Annotated in this window: 16 protein-coding genes and 1 pseudogene; 11 read left to right on the forward strand and 6 right to left on the reverse strand. The window is 68.6% G+C overall.

Annotated elements, in window-relative coordinates; genetic code table 11:
* Window positions 1-228 precede the first annotated feature (228 nt).
* From FV242_RS19965 to FV242_RS20005, 9 genes are all read left to right on the forward strand, one after another.
* Window positions 229-1,221 (forward strand): beta-ketoacyl-ACP synthase III, encoded by a 993-nt coding sequence (locus FV242_RS19965; protein WP_147908465.1) that lies wholly within the window; start codon window positions 229-231, stop codon window positions 1,219-1,221.
* A gap of 217 nt (window positions 1,222-1,438) precedes the next feature.
* On the forward strand, window positions 1,439-1,768 hold the full coding sequence (locus FV242_RS19970) for an integration host factor subunit alpha (RefSeq protein ID WP_147940117.1): 330 nt from the start codon (window positions 1,439-1,441) through the stop codon (window positions 1,766-1,768).
* Window positions 1,769-1,924: 156 nt separating this feature from the next.
* On the forward strand, window positions 1,925-2,410 hold the full coding sequence (locus FV242_RS19975; protein WP_147908463.1) for a MerR family transcriptional regulator: 486 nt from the start codon (window positions 1,925-1,927) through the stop codon (window positions 2,408-2,410).
* A gap of 95 nt (window positions 2,411-2,505) precedes the next feature.
* Window positions 2,506-2,925 (forward strand): hypothetical protein, encoded by a 420-nt coding sequence (locus tag FV242_RS19980; protein ID WP_147908462.1) that lies wholly within the window; start codon window positions 2,506-2,508, stop codon window positions 2,923-2,925.
* A 160-nt stretch (window positions 2,926-3,085) separates the two neighbouring features.
* Entirely contained in the window at window positions 3,086-3,541 is a 456-nt protein-coding gene (locus FV242_RS19985) for a 4-aminobutyrate aminotransferase (protein ID WP_147940118.1), read from the forward strand.
* Between the two features lie 228 nt (window positions 3,542-3,769).
* The gene (locus tag FV242_RS19990; protein ID WP_147854846.1) at window positions 3,770-5,722 is read left to right on the forward strand and encodes a PrkA family serine protein kinase; all 1,953 of its coding nucleotides are present in this window, start codon (window positions 3,770-3,772) and stop codon (window positions 5,720-5,722) included.
* A gap of 188 nt (window positions 5,723-5,910) precedes the next feature.
* Window positions 5,911-7,212, forward strand: a complete 1,302-nt coding sequence (locus FV242_RS19995) for a YeaH/YhbH family protein (protein WP_147908460.1) — start codon at window positions 5,911-5,913, stop codon at window positions 7,210-7,212.
* Window positions 7,213-7,309: 97 nt separating this feature from the next.
* A complete protein-coding gene (locus tag FV242_RS20000; RefSeq protein WP_147908459.1) occupies window positions 7,310-8,881 on the forward strand; it encodes a SpoVR family protein in 1,572 nt (523 codons plus the stop codon).
* Between the two features lie 349 nt (window positions 8,882-9,230).
* Window positions 9,231-9,659 carry a PaaI family thioesterase gene (locus FV242_RS20005; RefSeq protein ID WP_147908458.1) on the forward strand — a complete coding sequence of 143 codons (429 nt, stop codon included), beginning with the start codon at window positions 9,231-9,233 and terminating at the stop codon, window positions 9,657-9,659.
* Window positions 9,660-9,922: 263 nt separating this feature from the next.
* Here FV242_RS20005 and FV242_RS20010 read toward each other — a convergent pair whose 3' ends face one another.
* From FV242_RS20010 to glyA, 4 genes are all read right to left on the reverse strand, one after another.
* Window positions 9,923-10,549: a riboflavin synthase gene (locus FV242_RS20010; RefSeq protein WP_147940119.1), complete on the reverse strand. Its 627-nt coding sequence runs from the start codon at window positions 10,547-10,549 to the stop codon at window positions 9,923-9,925.
* A gap of 4 nt (window positions 10,550-10,553) precedes the next feature.
* Window positions 10,554-11,660: a bifunctional diaminohydroxyphosphoribosylaminopyrimidine deaminase/5-amino-6-(5-phosphoribosylamino)uracil reductase RibD gene (ribD, locus tag FV242_RS20015; protein ID WP_147908456.1), complete on the reverse strand. Its 1,107-nt coding sequence runs from the start codon at window positions 11,658-11,660 to the stop codon at window positions 10,554-10,556.
* Window positions 11,657-12,196, reverse strand: a complete 540-nt coding sequence (nrdR, locus tag FV242_RS20020; protein WP_147940120.1) for a transcriptional regulator NrdR — start codon at window positions 12,194-12,196, stop codon at window positions 11,657-11,659. The genes ribD and nrdR overlap by 4 nt, the downstream gene beginning before the upstream one ends.
* Before the next feature lie 102 nt (window positions 12,197-12,298).
* Window positions 12,299-13,603 carry a serine hydroxymethyltransferase gene (gene glyA / locus FV242_RS20025; RefSeq protein WP_147940121.1) on the reverse strand — a complete coding sequence of 435 codons (1,305 nt, stop codon included), beginning with the start codon at window positions 13,601-13,603 and terminating at the stop codon, window positions 12,299-12,301.
* Between the two features lie 268 nt (window positions 13,604-13,871).
* Between glyA and FV242_RS20030 the strand changes: the two genes are divergently transcribed.
* Together FV242_RS20030 and FV242_RS20035 are read left to right on the forward strand one after the other, a co-directional pair.
* Window positions 13,872-14,522: a hypothetical protein gene (locus tag FV242_RS20030; protein WP_147940122.1), complete on the forward strand. Its 651-nt coding sequence runs from the start codon at window positions 13,872-13,874 to the stop codon at window positions 14,520-14,522.
* Window positions 14,519-14,965, forward strand: coding sequence for a hypothetical protein (locus FV242_RS20035; RefSeq protein WP_147908453.1), 447 nt, complete (start codon window positions 14,519-14,521; stop codon window positions 14,963-14,965). Before FV242_RS20030 ends, FV242_RS20035 begins: the two co-directional genes overlap by 4 nt.
* A 93-nt stretch (window positions 14,966-15,058) precedes the next feature.
* On the opposite strand, the gene FV242_RS20040 is transcribed toward FV242_RS20035, so the two are convergent.
* Window positions 15,059-15,376: a cupin domain-containing protein gene (locus FV242_RS20040; protein ID WP_147856674.1), complete on the reverse strand. Its 318-nt coding sequence runs from the start codon at window positions 15,374-15,376 to the stop codon at window positions 15,059-15,061.
* A 75-nt stretch (window positions 15,377-15,451) separates the two neighbouring features.
* A pseudogene (locus tag FV242_RS20045) lies at window positions 15,452-15,689 on the reverse strand (hypothetical protein); the annotation flags it as partial.

The following is a 15,689-nucleotide window of genomic DNA, read 5'->3' on the forward strand; positions in this document are numbered from 1 at the left end:
GGATGACGGTGTGATCGGTGCTCGCGAGGTTGCTCCTCCGGTCACCGAACGTGGCCGGGGCGGCCCTGGACGATCTGCGATCGTGCGTGCGGCCGGACCGCTGTCCGCGCGCGTGCCGCGTTGGCCGGATCCCTATCTCGGCTCCGCGTGTTCAAACGGATGGAATTCGGACGTCCGGGGCGACACAACTGAGAATTGTGACGCCTGCGCCGTCCGGGAAGGAAAGCGATGTCAGCCCTCCGCACAGAGTCTCCGCAGGCGCCGCGCTCGGTGGTGGTCGGGACGGGGTCGAGCCTGCCCGCGCAGGTCGTCACCAACGCCGCCCTGACTGAGCGGGTCGACACCTCGGACGAATGGATCGTCCAGCGCACCGGCATCCGCCAGCGCCACATCGCCGACGCGAGCGAGACCACCTCGGTGCTCGGCGCCCGGGCCGCGCAGGCCGCCCTCGACGATGCCGGGCTCACCGCCGACGACATCGACCTGGTGATCTGCGCGACCTCGACGCCGGACCACACCTTCCCGGCCACCGCCACCCAGATCCAGGCGGCGCTCGGCATCCACCGGGGGGCGGCCTTCGACCTGCAGGCGGTCTGCGCCGGCTTCGTGTTCGCGGTCTCCACGGCCGACAAGTTCCTCACCACCGGCTCGGCCCGCCGGGCCCTGGTGATCGGGGCGGAGACCTTCTCGCGCATCGTCGACTGGGAGGACCGCACCACCTGCGTGCTGTTCGGCGACGGGGCCGGGGCGGTGGTGCTGGAGGCGCGGGCCGATGCGGGCGAGCGCGGCGTCCTCTGCGCCAGCCTGCGCTCGGACGGGCGGCACCGGGACAAGCTCTACGTCGATGGCGGGCCCGGCTCCACCGGCACCACCGGGCGCCTGCGCATGGAGGGCCGCGAGGTGTTCCGGTTCGCGGTCGGGCAGGTCACCGACGTGATCGCGGACGCGTTCGCGCAGGCCGGGATCACGGCCGCCGACCTCGACTGGTTCGTGCCGCACCAGGCCAACCGCCGGATCATCGAGGCCTCGGCCGACAAGCTCGGGATCGCCCGGGAGAAGATCGTCCTGACGGTGGACCGCCACGGCAACACCTCGGCCGCGTCGATCCCCCTGGCCCTCGACGTGGCCCGGCGGGACGGCCGCATCCAGCCCGGCGACCTCGTGATGATCGAGGCGATCGGGGGCGGCTTCAGCTGGGGGGCGGCGCTGATCCGCTGGTGACGCGGCACGGCCTCAGGTAGGCCTCGCCCGGCGCCGAAGCCGGCGGCCGCCATCCGTCGGGAGGCGCCGGGCCAATTCGTCCGCCCCGCGCGGTTGACCGGGCGGCGGACGCAGATTAGCGTGCCGGATCATAGGGATACACCTTCAGCTCACGGTGCGGCGAGGTTCGTCGCGCCCGTGGGCTGCCGGATGAGAACAGCAGGCGAGGGGACACGGCATGGCAGGCAAGACGGTGACGCGCGCCGACTTGAGCGAGGCCGTCTACCACCAGGTGGGCCTGTCGCGGACCGAATCCGCCGCCCTGGTCGAGACCGTGCTGTCGGAGATCTGCGGCTGCCTGGCGGGGGGCGAGACGGTCAAGCTGTCCTCGTTCGGCTCGTTCGTGGTCCGCAGCAAGGGCAAGCGCGTCGGCCGCAACCCCAAGACCGGCGTCGAGGTCGCGATCGAGCCCCGCCAGGTGATGGTGTTCAAGCCCTCCAACGTCCTCAAGGCCAAGATCAACGGCCAGGCGCTCAACGGCGCCGACCGGTCGGACGACGACGATTGAGCGGGGGCCGCCCTACCGCACAGCGGGGGGCGGGCGACGCGCGCTGAACGGATGTCGTTCCGGCGCGGCAAACTTTATCGCCTCAACCCTCGGTAAGGCTTGAGCCCGGCCCCGCGGACCGGCAAGATCGCCGTCGTCCCGCCGCATCAGATAACCATGCCCCCAGCCCTCGCCGCCGACGTGCCCCTCGAACCGATCGGCGCGAAGAGCGCCGGCGCCTTCCGGACCATCGGCGAGGTCTCCGAGGAGCTCGACGTGCCCCAGCACGTCCTGCGGTTCTGGGAGACGCGATTCGGCCAGATCCGCCCGGTGAAGCGGGCCGGCGGCCGGCGCTACTACCGGCCGCAGGACGTCGAGCTCGTAGCCGGCATCCGGCAGCTCCTGTACGTGCAGCGCTACACCATCGCGGGCGCGCAGCGGGTGCTCAAGGAGAACGGCATCCGCTTCGTCCAGGCGGTCGGCCGCGGCGAGGCCCGGGCGGCCGAGCCCCGGATCCAGGAGGTCGAGGACGCCCCCGAGGCGACCATGCAGGACCTCGCCGACACCCCCGACCGGGCGGCCCTGCGGGACGTGCTCGACGACCTGCAGGCCTGCCGGGCACTGCTCGACGCCCTGCGCCGGCCCTACGACCGCGACGTGTAGCGTTCCCGCGGCATCTCGCCGATTGGTTGAGGATGCCGCGCACGCATCTTGCGGCGCGGGCGGACCTTCCGGCCCCAAACCGCGTTGTTGCCCGCATGGCCGTGCCAAAACCCAAGCTGTCTCCCAGCCAGGAACTGATGGCCCGCATCATGCGGATCGTCCGCACCTGCCCGGAGGCCGCCTCCGAAGTCCTCGAACTGATGTTCCTGGTGAGCCAGATCGAGGCCGCCACCAACGTCGACCGGGAGTACCGGGACGCCAAGCGGGTGATCAGCCGCCTGCGCAACCCCCTGTGGGAGATGGGGCCGCCCGACCGGGAGAAGCTGCTCGCCGCCGCCGAGACGATCCGCCGGGTCTGCCGCCTGCCCGAGGACCAGATCCCGCCGGTGCCGATCGCCGATGCCGGCGAGCGCGCCCGGGTCGAGGCCCGGCTCGCCGCGGCCCTCGCCGGCGAGTTCGATGCCGCGCAGATCGCCCGGGTCACGGGCGTCGTCGCCGCGGTGCTGCAGGAATAGGACCGGTTCCGGAAAAGATTCGGTCCGACAGCCGGGCCCGGAGCGGGGCATCGCTCGGAAAAACCCTCGACGGCCGTGCTCGGCGTCCCCACATGACTCCTCGACCGATGGCAGGGGAACCGGACATCCGGCCCCGGATCGGCACCGGAGTGACGCCGCCATGACCGCCCTACGTCCGCTCGCCGCGCTGCTCGCAGGCGGCCTGATCCTCGCCGGGACGGCGCAGGTCCCGGCCTTCGCCCAGACCACGGTGACCCGCTCCAAGACGGTGGCGCCCGGCAAGACCGTGCGGCTCGAGATCGCCCCGAACCTCAAGAAGGATTGCAGCCCCGGCCCGATGCCGGAGTTCAAGGTCTCGGGCGCGCCCAAGAACGGTTCCGTGATCACCAAGGTCGGCAAGCTGAAGACCCCGGCGAGCTACCGCTGCCCCAACAAGGAGGCCGCCGTGCAGGCGCTGTTCTACCAGCCCAACACCGGCTTCACCGGTTCGGACGAGGTGACGTTCGAGGTCAAGGGCGCCGACGGCCAAGTCCAGACTCACAATATCAAGATCACGGTCGGGGCCTCCGGATCAAAATCCGGCGACGATGCCAAGAAAGAAGGCACGGATCTCTAAGCAGAGGCAAGAAACCCTGGCGCGTGCATAGTTTTTCATCCTAAAATGCCCGCTCAAAGGAGATCGAAATCAACGTTCGACCACGTCGAGGCCAGGTTTTGGCCAGACGAGTGTTGCAAGCAATCGACAGGCCCGCGGCGCGTTCGCCGCGCTGCGACAAAAGCGGGCCTGTCGGTTGCATCCGAGCCGAGACAGGATGAAGCTGTCAGGGTCTGAGAGGGTTATCGAATGTCGATGCATGCGACGAACGACCTTTTCCAGAGCTTCGCCCGAGGGTACGAGGCGCGCCGCGATACGGAGATGACGCTCTCCGAGTATCTCGAAGCCTGCCGCGACGAGCCGCTGATGTATGCCTCGGCCGCCGAGCGTATCCTGGCGGCGATCGGTGAACCGGAATTCGTGGACACCGCCAAGGATTCGCGCCTCGGCCGGATCTTCATGAACCGGACGATCCGCACCTACCCGGCGTTCCGCGAATTCTACGGGATGGAGGAGACGATCGAGCGGATCGTCTCGTTCTTCCGCCACGCCGCGCAGGGGTTGGAGGAGCGCAAGCAGATCCTCTACCTGCTGGGCCCGGTCGGCGGCGGCAAGTCGTCCCTCGCCGAGCGCCTCAAGGCGCTGATGGAGGTCCACCCGGTCTACGTGCTCAAGGCCGGGGACGAGGTCTCCCCGGTGTTCGAGAGCCCGCTCGGGCTGTTCGATCCCGAGACGATGGGCGACGAGATCCAGAAGCGCTACGGCGTCCCGCGCCGGCGGCTCACCGGGCTGATGAGCCCCTGGGCGCTCAAGCGTCTCGACGAGTTCAACGGCGACATCTCGCGCTTCACGGTGATCAAGGTCCGGCCGTCGCGGTTGCGTCAGATCGCCATCGCCAAGACCGAGCCGGGCGACGAGAACAACCAGGACATCTCCTCGCTGGTCGGCAAGGTCGACATCCGCCGGCTGGAGACCCTGTCCCAGGCGGATCCCGATGCCTACTCCTACTCGGGCGGTTTGAACCGGGCGAACCAGGGCGTCCTCGAATTCGTCGAGATGTTCAAGGCGCCGATCAAGATGCTGCACCCCCTGCTCACCGCGACGCAGGAGGGCAACTACGTCGGCACCGAGAATATCGGCGCGATCCCGTTCACCGGCATCATCCTGGCGCACTCGAACGAATCCGAGTGGCAGACCTTCAAGACCAACAAGAACAACGAGGCCTTCATCGATCGCATCTACGTGATCAAGGTCCCGTACTGCCTCCGGGTCGCGGAGGAGCAGCACATCTACGAGAAGCTGATCTCCGGCTCGGAACTCTCGGACGCGGCCTGCGCCCCCGGCACCCTGGAGATGCTGGCCCGGTTCTCGGTCCTGTCGCGCCTGCGCGAGCACGCCAATTCCAACGTGTTCTCGAAGATGCGGGTCTACGACGGCGAATCGCTCCGCGAGGTCGATCCGCGCGCCCGCTCGATGCAGGAATACAAGGACACCGCCGGCGTCGACGAGGGCATGGACGGGATCTCGACCCGCTTCGCCTTCAAGGTGCTGGCCGCCACCTTCAACCACGACACCACCGAGGTCTCGGCCGACCCGGTGCACCTGATGTACGTGCTGGAGCAGTCGCTGCGCCGCGAGCAGCTCCCGCCCGAAACCGAGAAGAAGTACCTGGAATTCATCAAGACCGAGCTGGCCCCGCGCTACGCGGAGTTCATCGGCCACGAGATCCAGAAGGCCTACCTCGAATCGTACCACGATTACGGCCAGAACCTGTTCGACCGCTACATCGACTACGCCGATGCCTGGATCGAGGATCAGGACTTCAAGGACGCCGAGACCGGCCAGCTGCTGAACCGCGAATTGCTGAACCAGGAACTGACCAAAATCGAAAAGCCCGCCGGGATCGCCAACCCGAAGGACTTCCGCAACGAGGTGGTGAAGTTCGCCTTGCGCTCGCGCGCCCAGCACGGGGGCCGTAACCCGAGCTGGACCAGCTACGAGAAGCTGCGCGAGGTCATCGAGCGGCGGATGTTCTCCCAGGTGGAGGAGCTGCTGCCGGTGATCTCCTTCGGCTCGAAGAAGGACGGCGACACCGAGAAGAAGCACGGCGAGTTCGTCGAGCGCATGGTGGCGCGCGGCTACACCGAGCGGCAGGTCCGCCGCCTGGTGGAATGGTACATGCGGGTGAAGCAGGCGGGCTGAGGGGCGGGGGCCCGGCGGAGCGAATCCGACCGGGCCCGGTTTCGACCCTCCGCCGCCACAGTTTCGGACGACCGGCCGGCGAGGCTCTCGGGCCTGCTGCGAAAGAGGGATCCATCCCTCCCTGAACAGCATGGTACGACACGGGGCCCGACCCGGCCGGAACACGCGGACGAGGGTTTTCGCAGCGTATGCACATCGTCGACCGACGCCTGAATCCCGGGGGCAAGAGCCTCCCCAACCGGCAGCGCTTCCTGCGGCGCGTGAAGGACGTGGCCCAGCGCGCCGTGCGCGAATCCGCCCGCGAGAAGGACATCAAGGATCTCGGCAAGGACGGCCGGGTGAGCGTGCCCGCCGACGGCGTGCGCGAGCCGCGGTTCTCCCGCCAGCCCGGCACCGGCCTGCAGGACCACATCCTGCCGGGCAACAAGACCTACGTGGAGGGCGACACGATCGAGCGGCCCCCGGGCGGCGGCGGCGGTCGCGGCTCCGGCGAGGGCGGGGAGGGCGGCGAGAACAGCGAGGACGCGTTCCGCTTCGTGCTCACCCGCGAGGAGTTTCTGGAACTCTTCCTTGAGGATCTGGAGCTTCCGGATCTGGCCAAGCGGCGCCTCGCGGTGGTCGAGACCGAGGGGCTGCGCCGGGCCGGCTACACGGTGACCGGCTCGCCCGCCAACCTCGCCCTGACCCGCACCCTGCGCAACTCGATGTCGCGGCGGATCGCCCTCAAGCGCCCCAAGCCCGAGGAGGTCGCGGCGCTGGAGGCCCAGCTCGCGGGGATGCGCGACTCGGACCCGGGCCGGCCGGACGTGGAACGCGCGCTGCTGAAGTTGCGCGAGCGCGCCAAGCGCATCCCGTATGTCGACCCGATCGACCTGCGCTTCCGCCGGTTCGAACCCTATCCGCGGCCGATCGCGCAGGCGGTGATGTTCTGCCTGATGGACGTGTCCGGCTCGATGACCGAGCACATGAAGGACCTGGCCAAACGGTTCTACATCCTGCTCCACATCTTCCTGACCCGCCGCTACCGGCACGTGGAGATCGTGTTCATCCGCCACACCGACCGGGCCACCGAGGTGGACGAGGAGACCTTCTTCGGCTCCCGGGAGACCGGCGGCACGCTGGTGTCGTCGGCGCTGGTGGAGATGAAGCGGGTCATCGCCGAGCGCTACGACCCGAACGACTGGAACATCTACGCCGCACAGGCCTCGGACGGCGACAACGTCTCCTCCGACGGCCCGACCTCGACGGAGCTGCTGCGGGCCCACATCCTGCCGGCCTGCCAGCACTTCGCCTACCTGGAGGTCGGCGACGAGAACGGCCCCCGGGCCGGCTTCGTGGAGCACCGCACCACCCTGTGGCGGACCTACGAGGCGATCGCCAAGGCGGGCGGCCCGATCGCCATGCGCAAGGTCAACCACCGGCGGGAGATCTACCCGGTCTTCCGCGAGCTGTTCGGCCGCAAGGACGCACGGGCCGAGGCGGAGGCGTGACGGGACGCGCCGCCGCGTTTCCCTTCCCGCTCCATGGGGGGAGGGCGCCCGCGCCCCGCGGGCATACGAGACACGCTTCGGTCGATCGGGAGGCTGCATGACAAGCGTCAAGCCACGGACGCCCCAGACCATCTCCGGCGGCCAGAAACCCCTGTTCACCGGCAACGACTGGGACTTCGACACGATCCGGCGCATCCACGACGCCTGCGAGGGCATCGCCGGGCCGGAACTCGGGCTGTCCTGGTACCCGAACCAGATCGAGATCATCACGGCCGAGCAGATGCTCGACGCCTACGCGTCGATCGGCATGCCGCTGTTCTACAAGCACTGGTCGTTCGGCAAGCACTTCGCCCAGCACGAGGCCGGCTACCGGCGCGGCCTGATGGGGCTCGCCTACGAGATCGTCATCAACTCGGACCCGTGCATCTCCTACGTGATGGAGGAGAACACGGCGACGATGCAGACGCTGGTGATCGCGCACGCCGCCTTCGGCCATAACCACTTCTTCAAGAACAATTATTTGTTCCGGCAGTGGACCGACGCGGAAGGCATCCTGGATTATCTGGATTTCGCGAAAAGCTTCATCGCCCGCTGCGAGGAGCGCTACGGCCACCAGGCGGTGGAGCAGGTGCTCGACGCCGCCCACGCGCTGATGAGCCAGGGCGTCCACCGCTACCCGCGCAAGAAGCGGCCGGACCTCGCCTCCGAGCAGCGTCGCGAGCGCGAGCGGGTCGAGCACGGCGAGCAGATCTACAACGACCTGTGGCGGACCCTGCCGCAGAAGACCGGGGCGGTGCGCTCCGACGCGGCCGCCGAGCGGCGCAAGGCCCTGCTCGAACTGCCGCAGGAAAACATTCTGTACTTTTTGGAGAAGGTCGCGCCGCGGCTGCGCCCCTGGCAGCGCGAGATCCTGCGCATCGTCCGCCTGGTGGCGCAGTACTTCTATCCGCAGCGCCAGACCAAGGTGATGAACGAGGGCTGCGCGACCTACAGCCACTACCGGATCATGAATTCCCTGTCCGAGAAGGGGCTGATCACCGAGGCGGCCTACCTCGAATTCCTGCAATCGCACACCAACGTGATCCGGCAGCCGACCTACGACGACCGCTCCTATGGCGGCCACAACCCGTACGCGATCGGCTTCGCGATGATGCAGGACATCGCCCGCATCGTGGAGCAGCCGACCCAGGAGGACCGGGCGTGGTTCCCCGACATCGCCGGCACCGGCGATGCCATGGCGGTGCTGCGCGATTGCTGGGCGAATTACCGCGACGAGAGCTTCATCCAGCAGTTCCTGTCGCCCAAGCTGATGCGCGACCTGCGCCTGTTCCACGTGGTCGACGACCCCGACGAGCCGGAACTGCGCGTCGAGGCGATCCACGACGAGCGCGGCTACCGCAAGATGCGCCGCTCCTTCGCCCGCCAGTACGACGTCGCCTGGCTCGATCCCGATATCGAGGTGGTGGACGTGGATCTGGAGGGCGACCGCCGGCTGATCCTGCACCACAAGGCGCTCAACAAGATCACCCTGCAGAAGGACGACGCCAAGCGGGTGCTCCAGCACCTTGCCGACCTGTGGGGCTACGACGTGGTCCTCAAGGAGGTCGAGCCCGCCACCGGCACGGTGCTGGGCGAGATCAGCGCCAGCGCGCGGCCGATCTTTTTTTGACCAGTGGACCCGCTGCCATCGCGTGCATGCCTCTTGGCGGCACAGCAACGGTTGCTTGAAGGGTGATCGTCCAAAGGCCTACAGCTCGCACGGCCGGTTAAACATCCACTTTGTCATCCCGGGGCCGCGTAGCGGAACCCGGGATCCATAACCGCCGACAGTTCCAAGGTCCTGCACCGACAGCGGATCTGGATTCCGGGCTCGCCTGCGGCGCCCCGGAATGACAAGGCGGTTCATTCTGAACTGTTTTACCAGGCACGCTGAAGTAGATCGGGCTCGCCGCGACTTCAGGTGGATTTAGCGCCCTGACTGGATTGCCCCGGCCCCCCACCCCATGCTGCAAGCAGGCATGAACGCCCCGATCCTCACCCTCGAAGAAACCAACACTTTCCTCGACCGCGAATTCCCGCAGATGCAGGCGGGCGGGCGCGCCTTCCATCTCGAGGCGGTGGGGCCGCTCACGGCGCGGATGCGGATGGAGGGGCAGGAACGCTTCCTGCGGCCGGGGGGCACGGTGTCGGGGCCGGCCATGATGGCGCTGGCCGATTACGCGCTCTACGCGGCGATCCTCGCCAATATCGGCCCGGTCGCCCTGGCGGTGACCACGAGCCTGACCTTCAACTTCCTGCGCAAGCCCGCCCCGGGAGACCTCGTGGCCGAATGCCGCCTGCTCAAGCTCGGGCGGCGGCTGGCGGTGGGCGAGGTCGGGATCACCGCGCCCGGCAGCGACGCCCTCGTCTGCCACGCCACCGGGACCTACGCGATCCCGCCGCGCTAGAGCACGATGACGCTGTCTTGGCAGGGCAGTCGGCGGAGCGGACTCAAACGTCGGTCCGGTCCTGATCAACGCCCGTCCAACTCTCACCCCTCATCCTGAGGTGGCGACGCGCAGCGGCGCCCTCGAAGGAGCCCTCCAGTCTGCTCGCGATCCCTGGAGGGCTCCTTCGAGGCTCGCTTCGCTCACACCTCAGGATGAGGGCGGTGGGCTGGATGAGCGTCGATCAAGATCAAGCCGGACCCTGTCATGTACCGTGCCCGCGGTTAGGCCCCCGGCTGCGCCTCGGTGAGCCGGGCGGCGTAGCGGGCGATCAGGTCGACCTCCAGGTTCAGCTTGTCGCCGGCGCGCCGCTCCCCCCAGGTGGTGACCTGGAGGGTGTGGGGGATCAGCAGCACCGAGAAGACGTCGCCGTCCACGCTGTTCACCGTGAGCGAGGTGCCGTCGAGGCAGACCGAGCCCTTCTCGGCGATGAAGCGCGACAGGCCCGCCGGGGCGCGCAGGGTGAAGCGGTCGCTCGGTCCCCAGGCGCCGGCCGTGACGCTCTCCCGCTCCAGGATTTCGGCGACGCCGTCGACATGGCCGGTGACCAGGTGGCCACCGAGCTCGTCGCCGATCTTGAGGGAGCGTTCCAGGTTGATGCGCGCCCCCGCCGTCCAGCGGCCGACCGTGGTGCGGGCCAGGGTCTCGGCGGCGGCATCCACCGCGAAGACGCAGCCGCCCGCATCCGGCTCCACCGAGACCGCCGTCAGGCACGGGCCCGAGCACGCGATCGAGGCGCCGAGCGCGATGGTGGACGGGTCGTAGGAGGCGCGGATCGCGATCCGGCGCAGGTCGCCTTCGCCCGCGATCGAGACGATGGTGCCGACGTCGCTGACGAGACCGGTGAACATTGTTTTACGACATCCTCTCGTAGGTGGCGGCCTCGTCGGGGCCGAGCTGCAGCCGCTCGGCCAGCGTGAATCTCTCGCTCGCCAAAGCGTCGCTCAGATCCGGGCCGAGCGCCTTCAGGCCGCCCGCCGGGCCGAGTTCGTCCGGTCCCGTGACCAGCGTGCAGGCCTCGATCAGATCGGCCCGCGCCAGGGCATCGGCAAGGCGTGGGCCGCCCTCGCTGCACAGGCGCGTCAAACCGCGCTCCCCGAGATGCGCCAGCGCGGTCGGCAACTCGACGCGGCCCGTGACATCCGCCGGCAGGATGGCGATCTCGACGCCCAGTGCCTCCAGGGCCCGGCGGGCATGGGCGGGGGCCGAGCGGGTGGTGAGGACCAGCGTGGCGGTGTCCCGGGCGGTCCGGGCCAGCACGCTGGCGGGCGAGAGCATCAGGTGCGAATCGATCACGATCCGCAGGGGCGAGCGGGTGCCCAGGCCGGGCAGCCGCACCGTGAGGGACGGGTCGTCCGCCCGGGCGGTGCCGATGCCGATCAGGATCGCGTCGGCATGCGCCCGCCAGAGATGCACCGCGCCGTCGGCCACCGGGCCGGTGATCCGCAGCCGCTCCGGGCCGGCGCCCGCGCAGAAGCCGTCGCGGGTGCGGGCGAGCTTCAGGTGCACCGCCGGCCGGCCGCGGGTCACCCGGGTGATGTGGCCGATATGGTCGCGGGCCGCGAGATCCCGCATCAGCCCGGTCTCGACCGCGACGCCGGCAGCCCGCAGCCGCGCGTGGCCGCGCCCGGCCACCCGGGCATCCGGATCCTCGACGGCGCTGACCACCCGGGCGATCCCGGCGGCCAGGATCGCGTCGGTGCAGGGCGGCGTGCGGCCGTGATGGGAGCACGGCTCCAGGGTGACGTAGAGGGTCGCGCCCCGGGCGGCGGCGCCGGCCTCGGCGAGCGCCAGGGGCTCGCCGTGCGGCCGGCCGCCGGGCGCGGTCGCCCCGGTGCCGAGGATCCGGCCGGTGCCGGGCTCGACCACGACGGCGCCCACCGACGGGTTCGGCCAGGTGGTGCCGAGCCCGCGCCGGCCGAGCGCCAGGGCGAGGCGCATGAAGGTCGCGTCGTCGCTCATGGCCGGGCGGTCCGGCGGCGGGGCGGTGAATCGGGCTCTTCGGGGTCCTCCGGGGCGGGATCCGGCTCGGCGCCCACGGTGAGCAGGCCGTCGCCCAGGGTCCCGAGCAGGTCCTCGAAATCCTTGGCCTCGCGAAAATTCTTGTAGACCGAGGCGAAGCGCACGTAGGCGACGTCGTCGAGACCTTTGAGCCCCGCCATCACCAGTTCGCCGATCGCCTCCGAGGTGACCTCCGGCTCGCCGGCGCTCTCGAGCTGCCGGGTGATGCCGCTGACCAGCCGCTCGATCCGGTCGGGCTCGACCGCGCGCTTGCGCAGGGCCACGTCGATCGAGCGCTGGAGCTTGTCCCGGTCGAACGGCACGCGCTTGCCCGAGCGCTTGAGCACCACGACCTCGCGCAGCTGCACCCGCTCGAAGGTGGTGAAGCGGCCGGCGCAATCCGGGCAGACCCGGCGGCGCCGGATCGCGGCGCCGTCCTCGGAGGGCCGCGAATCCTTCACCTGCGTCTCGGAGCCGCCGCAATAGGGACACCGCATGGGATCTGCACTCGACGCATGGAAACGGCCGCGGACCGGTCGGGTCCGCGGCCGTTTCCTAGACTACACGCGGACGGGCCGGAAGGCCGCCGCGCACCGGCCTCAGCCGTAGATCGGGAACCGGTCGGTCAGGGCGTGGACGCGGCTCTTCACCGAGGCCTCGACCTCCGGATCGCCGGCCTCGCCCTTGGCCACCATGCCGTCCAGCACCTCGACGATGAAGCCGCCGATCTGCTTGAACTCGGCGACGCCGAAGCCGCGCGAGGTGCCGGCCGGGGTGCCGAGCCGGATGCCCGACGTGATCGTCGGCTTCTGGGTGTCGAACGGCACGCCGTTCTTGTTGCAGGTGATGTCGGCCCGCGACAGGGCGGCCTCGGCCGCCTTGCCGGTGAGGCCCTTCCGCTGCAGGTCCACCAGCATCAGGTGGTTGTCGGTGCCGCCCGAGGTGATGTCGTAGCCCCCCGACATCAGGGTGTCGGCGAGCGCCTTGGCGTTCTCCACCACCTGGCGGGCGTAGATCTTGAACTCGGGCCGGAGCGCCTCGCCGAAGGCCACCGCCTTGCCGGCGATGACGTGCATCAGCGGGCCGCCCTGGAGACCGGGGAAGATCGCCGAGTTGAACTTCTTGGCGAGCGCCTCGTCGTTCGTGAGGATCATGCCGCCGCGGGGGCCGCGGAGCGTCTTGTGCGTGGTGGTGGTGACCACGTGGGCGTGCGGGAACGGCGACGGATGCACGCCGGCCGCGATCAGGCCGGCGAAGTGGGCCGCGTCGACCATGAAGTAGGCGCCGACGGAATCGGCGATCTCGCGGAACTTGGCGAAGTCCCAGTGGCGCGGGTAGCCCGAGCCGCCGGCGATGATCACCTTCGGCTTGTGCTCCTCGGCGAGGGCGGCGACCTGCTCCATGTCGATGCGCTGGTCATCGCGGCGCACCGTGTAGGAGACCGGCTTGAACCACTTGCCCGAGACGTTGGGCGGGGCGCCGTGGGTGAGGTGGCCGCCGGCCGCGAGGTCGAGGCCCAGGAAGGTGTCGCCGGGCTGCATCAGGGCCAGGAACACGCCCTGGTTGGCCTGCGAGCCGGAATTCGGCTGCACGTTGGCGAAGCCGCAATCGAACAGGCGCTTGGCGCGATCGATGGCGAGGTTCTCGGCGATGTCCACGAACTGGCAGCCGCCGTAGTAGCGCCGGCCCGGATAGCCTTCCGCGTACTTGTTGGTCAGCACCGAGCCCTGCGCTTCCAGCACGGCGCGGGAGACGATGTTCTCCGAGGCGATCAGCTCGATCTCGTGCTGCTGGCGTCCGAGTTCCTTCGACACCGCCTCGGCGATCTCGGGATCGGCCTCGGTCAGCGGGGCCGCGAAGAAGCTATTCGAGAAGTGCTTGTCGGCGGCGGTACCGGCGCTCATGGTCTGCCTCTGTTCTGGAAGGGGCGGGGCCCGGCCTTTCGTCGGCGTGCACGGGCGGGCATTCGTGCGGGATTCCTACACGGGCCGGCCCGTGCCGCCAAGCACAGGCATTTTGGATCGGCGCAAAGAATAATTTGCCGCAGGTGAGATGCTTCGCGCGGGTGGGATGTTTGGCGCTGTCGGCCCGCAGTGGGCGCGCGATCCTAGAAGCGCCCAGAATCGCTTGACATCAGGAAAATAATCATGGAATAAAACAAGAACGAACGTGATGGGCAGCAGCGCCATGCGAAGTCATGACCAGGATCCGACCTTAGCGTATGCCATCGCAGAACTTCGTCTCAGTCTGGCTTTCATTGCCCTTCGCCTTCTAGACATCAAAGCCGGATACAGACCCGATCAACCGCGCGACTGCAATGGCCGATGGTGCGGAGGGAACGGCTCGCTGACCGTCGTTCGAAGGGACCGAACGGGCGATGCTCGGATCGACGCGAAGACGGATGAGCTTCTCGATGTTCTCAAGGACGTCGTCGAGAGCACGGAGCCTGGAGAGGGGTTTTTATACGGTCTTCAGATCCATGCGAAGCTGGCAGCGCGGCTGCGTGAATTGGATCTTCCCGGTATTGGCCGGGACGGTGTCGAGCAGAGTTTCGTCGCCGGTGACGTCGTTCGGCACGGTTTTTCAGGAAGCATACGCACGGATGTGCTTCTCCGGGATGGTCGAACCAGCGCCGCGCCAATCAGGGCAATCTGGGACATCAAGACCGGTGAAGAAGGACTATCGCCAAATCGCGTTCGCGCATTGAGAACGGGTGCGGGCGTCGACGAAAGCATTCCGGTTATCGAGATTCATCTTCTTCGGGGTATTTCAGTGAAAAGCTATTTCTCGGTTGCTGTTCGGGTCGGAGTTGGTGACGCATGAGTATGGAAGCGTATGCGCTATGCCCACGACCGCTCACCAGCAGATCGGAGTGGCAGGCTGCCATTGACGCGCTTGGCTTTGATCTGCGGCTGGGCTCAGAAAAGATCCCCCCTGCTTCGTCGGGACATCTGCCGGCGATGCGGAAAGGTCGGGAGACGGGCTTCGAATGCTCAGTCATCCCGTTGTCGGATCTGACCGAAACCTATGCAGAGATTGATTTCGGTGGCTCTTGGCCTTGCGTGTATGCCTTCAGCTTCGGTGCCATCTCAGAATCGATCGGTGCACTGATTGCGATCGCGGCCTGCGTGAAGCTGGTCGGAGGGCTCGCCTTCTATCCCCAGGAGGGCCGATTGCTGACCGCCGATCAGGCGGTCGAGTACGCGCGCGACACGGTGCCCGCCGCCGAGGATCTGGAGAAGCGGCTTAACGGGGGAGCAGGATGATCCAGAACAGAACCGTGCCCTGACGGAGACCTGTTCTCGAGCGCGTCGCCTGACCGGCCGTGCCTTGGATGGGATTCCCGAAACGTATTCCTCTCAGCCCTGCGCTGAAAGATTCGTCTCCACCAGCACGGTCTCGGTCTCGAACGCGGCGGCATGCCACGTCCCGGCGGGGAAATGGAACACGCTGCCGGCGGCGAACGGCGTGCGGCCCTGCTCGGTCTCGAGGAATCCGGAGCCGGAGATCACCTGCACGAACTGCTCGTGATCGTGGCTGTGGCGCCCCGCCGAGACGCCCGCGGGCACCACGACCCGCACGAGGCTCGCACCGGCACCCGGGATTGTGCGCTTGGCGACGCCGTTGGCGGCGACGGTCTCTGCGCGGGCGTCCCAGGCGGTCAGGTGGTCGGTCATCGGGGCATCTCCTTCGCCGCGGGAGATGCGTCCCGGCCGCACCGGGTCAACCGGCGCCGTATCGCCGCCCGTGCGTCAACCGGTCCCGCCCTCGGGGCCGCGGCCGCGCCGGGGCTTCGGCGGGCTCGGCTCGGGCTTCGGCGGGGCCGGAGCCGCGGGTTGTCCCGACGACGGCCAGAAGGTCTCGAACAGCTCCTGCATCGCCCGGATGTTGTTGCCCTGCACCTCGGCGCCGGTGCGCATCATCTGCTCGATCATCGCGGAGCCCGCCTCGCCGGCCTTTTCCCCGGCCGACTTGGGGGCGGGCTTCGGC

The sequence above is a fragment of the Methylobacterium sp. WL64 genome (assembly GCF_008039945.1).
In the GTDB taxonomy this organism is placed as follows: domain Bacteria; phylum Pseudomonadota; class Alphaproteobacteria; order Rhizobiales; family Beijerinckiaceae; genus Methylobacterium.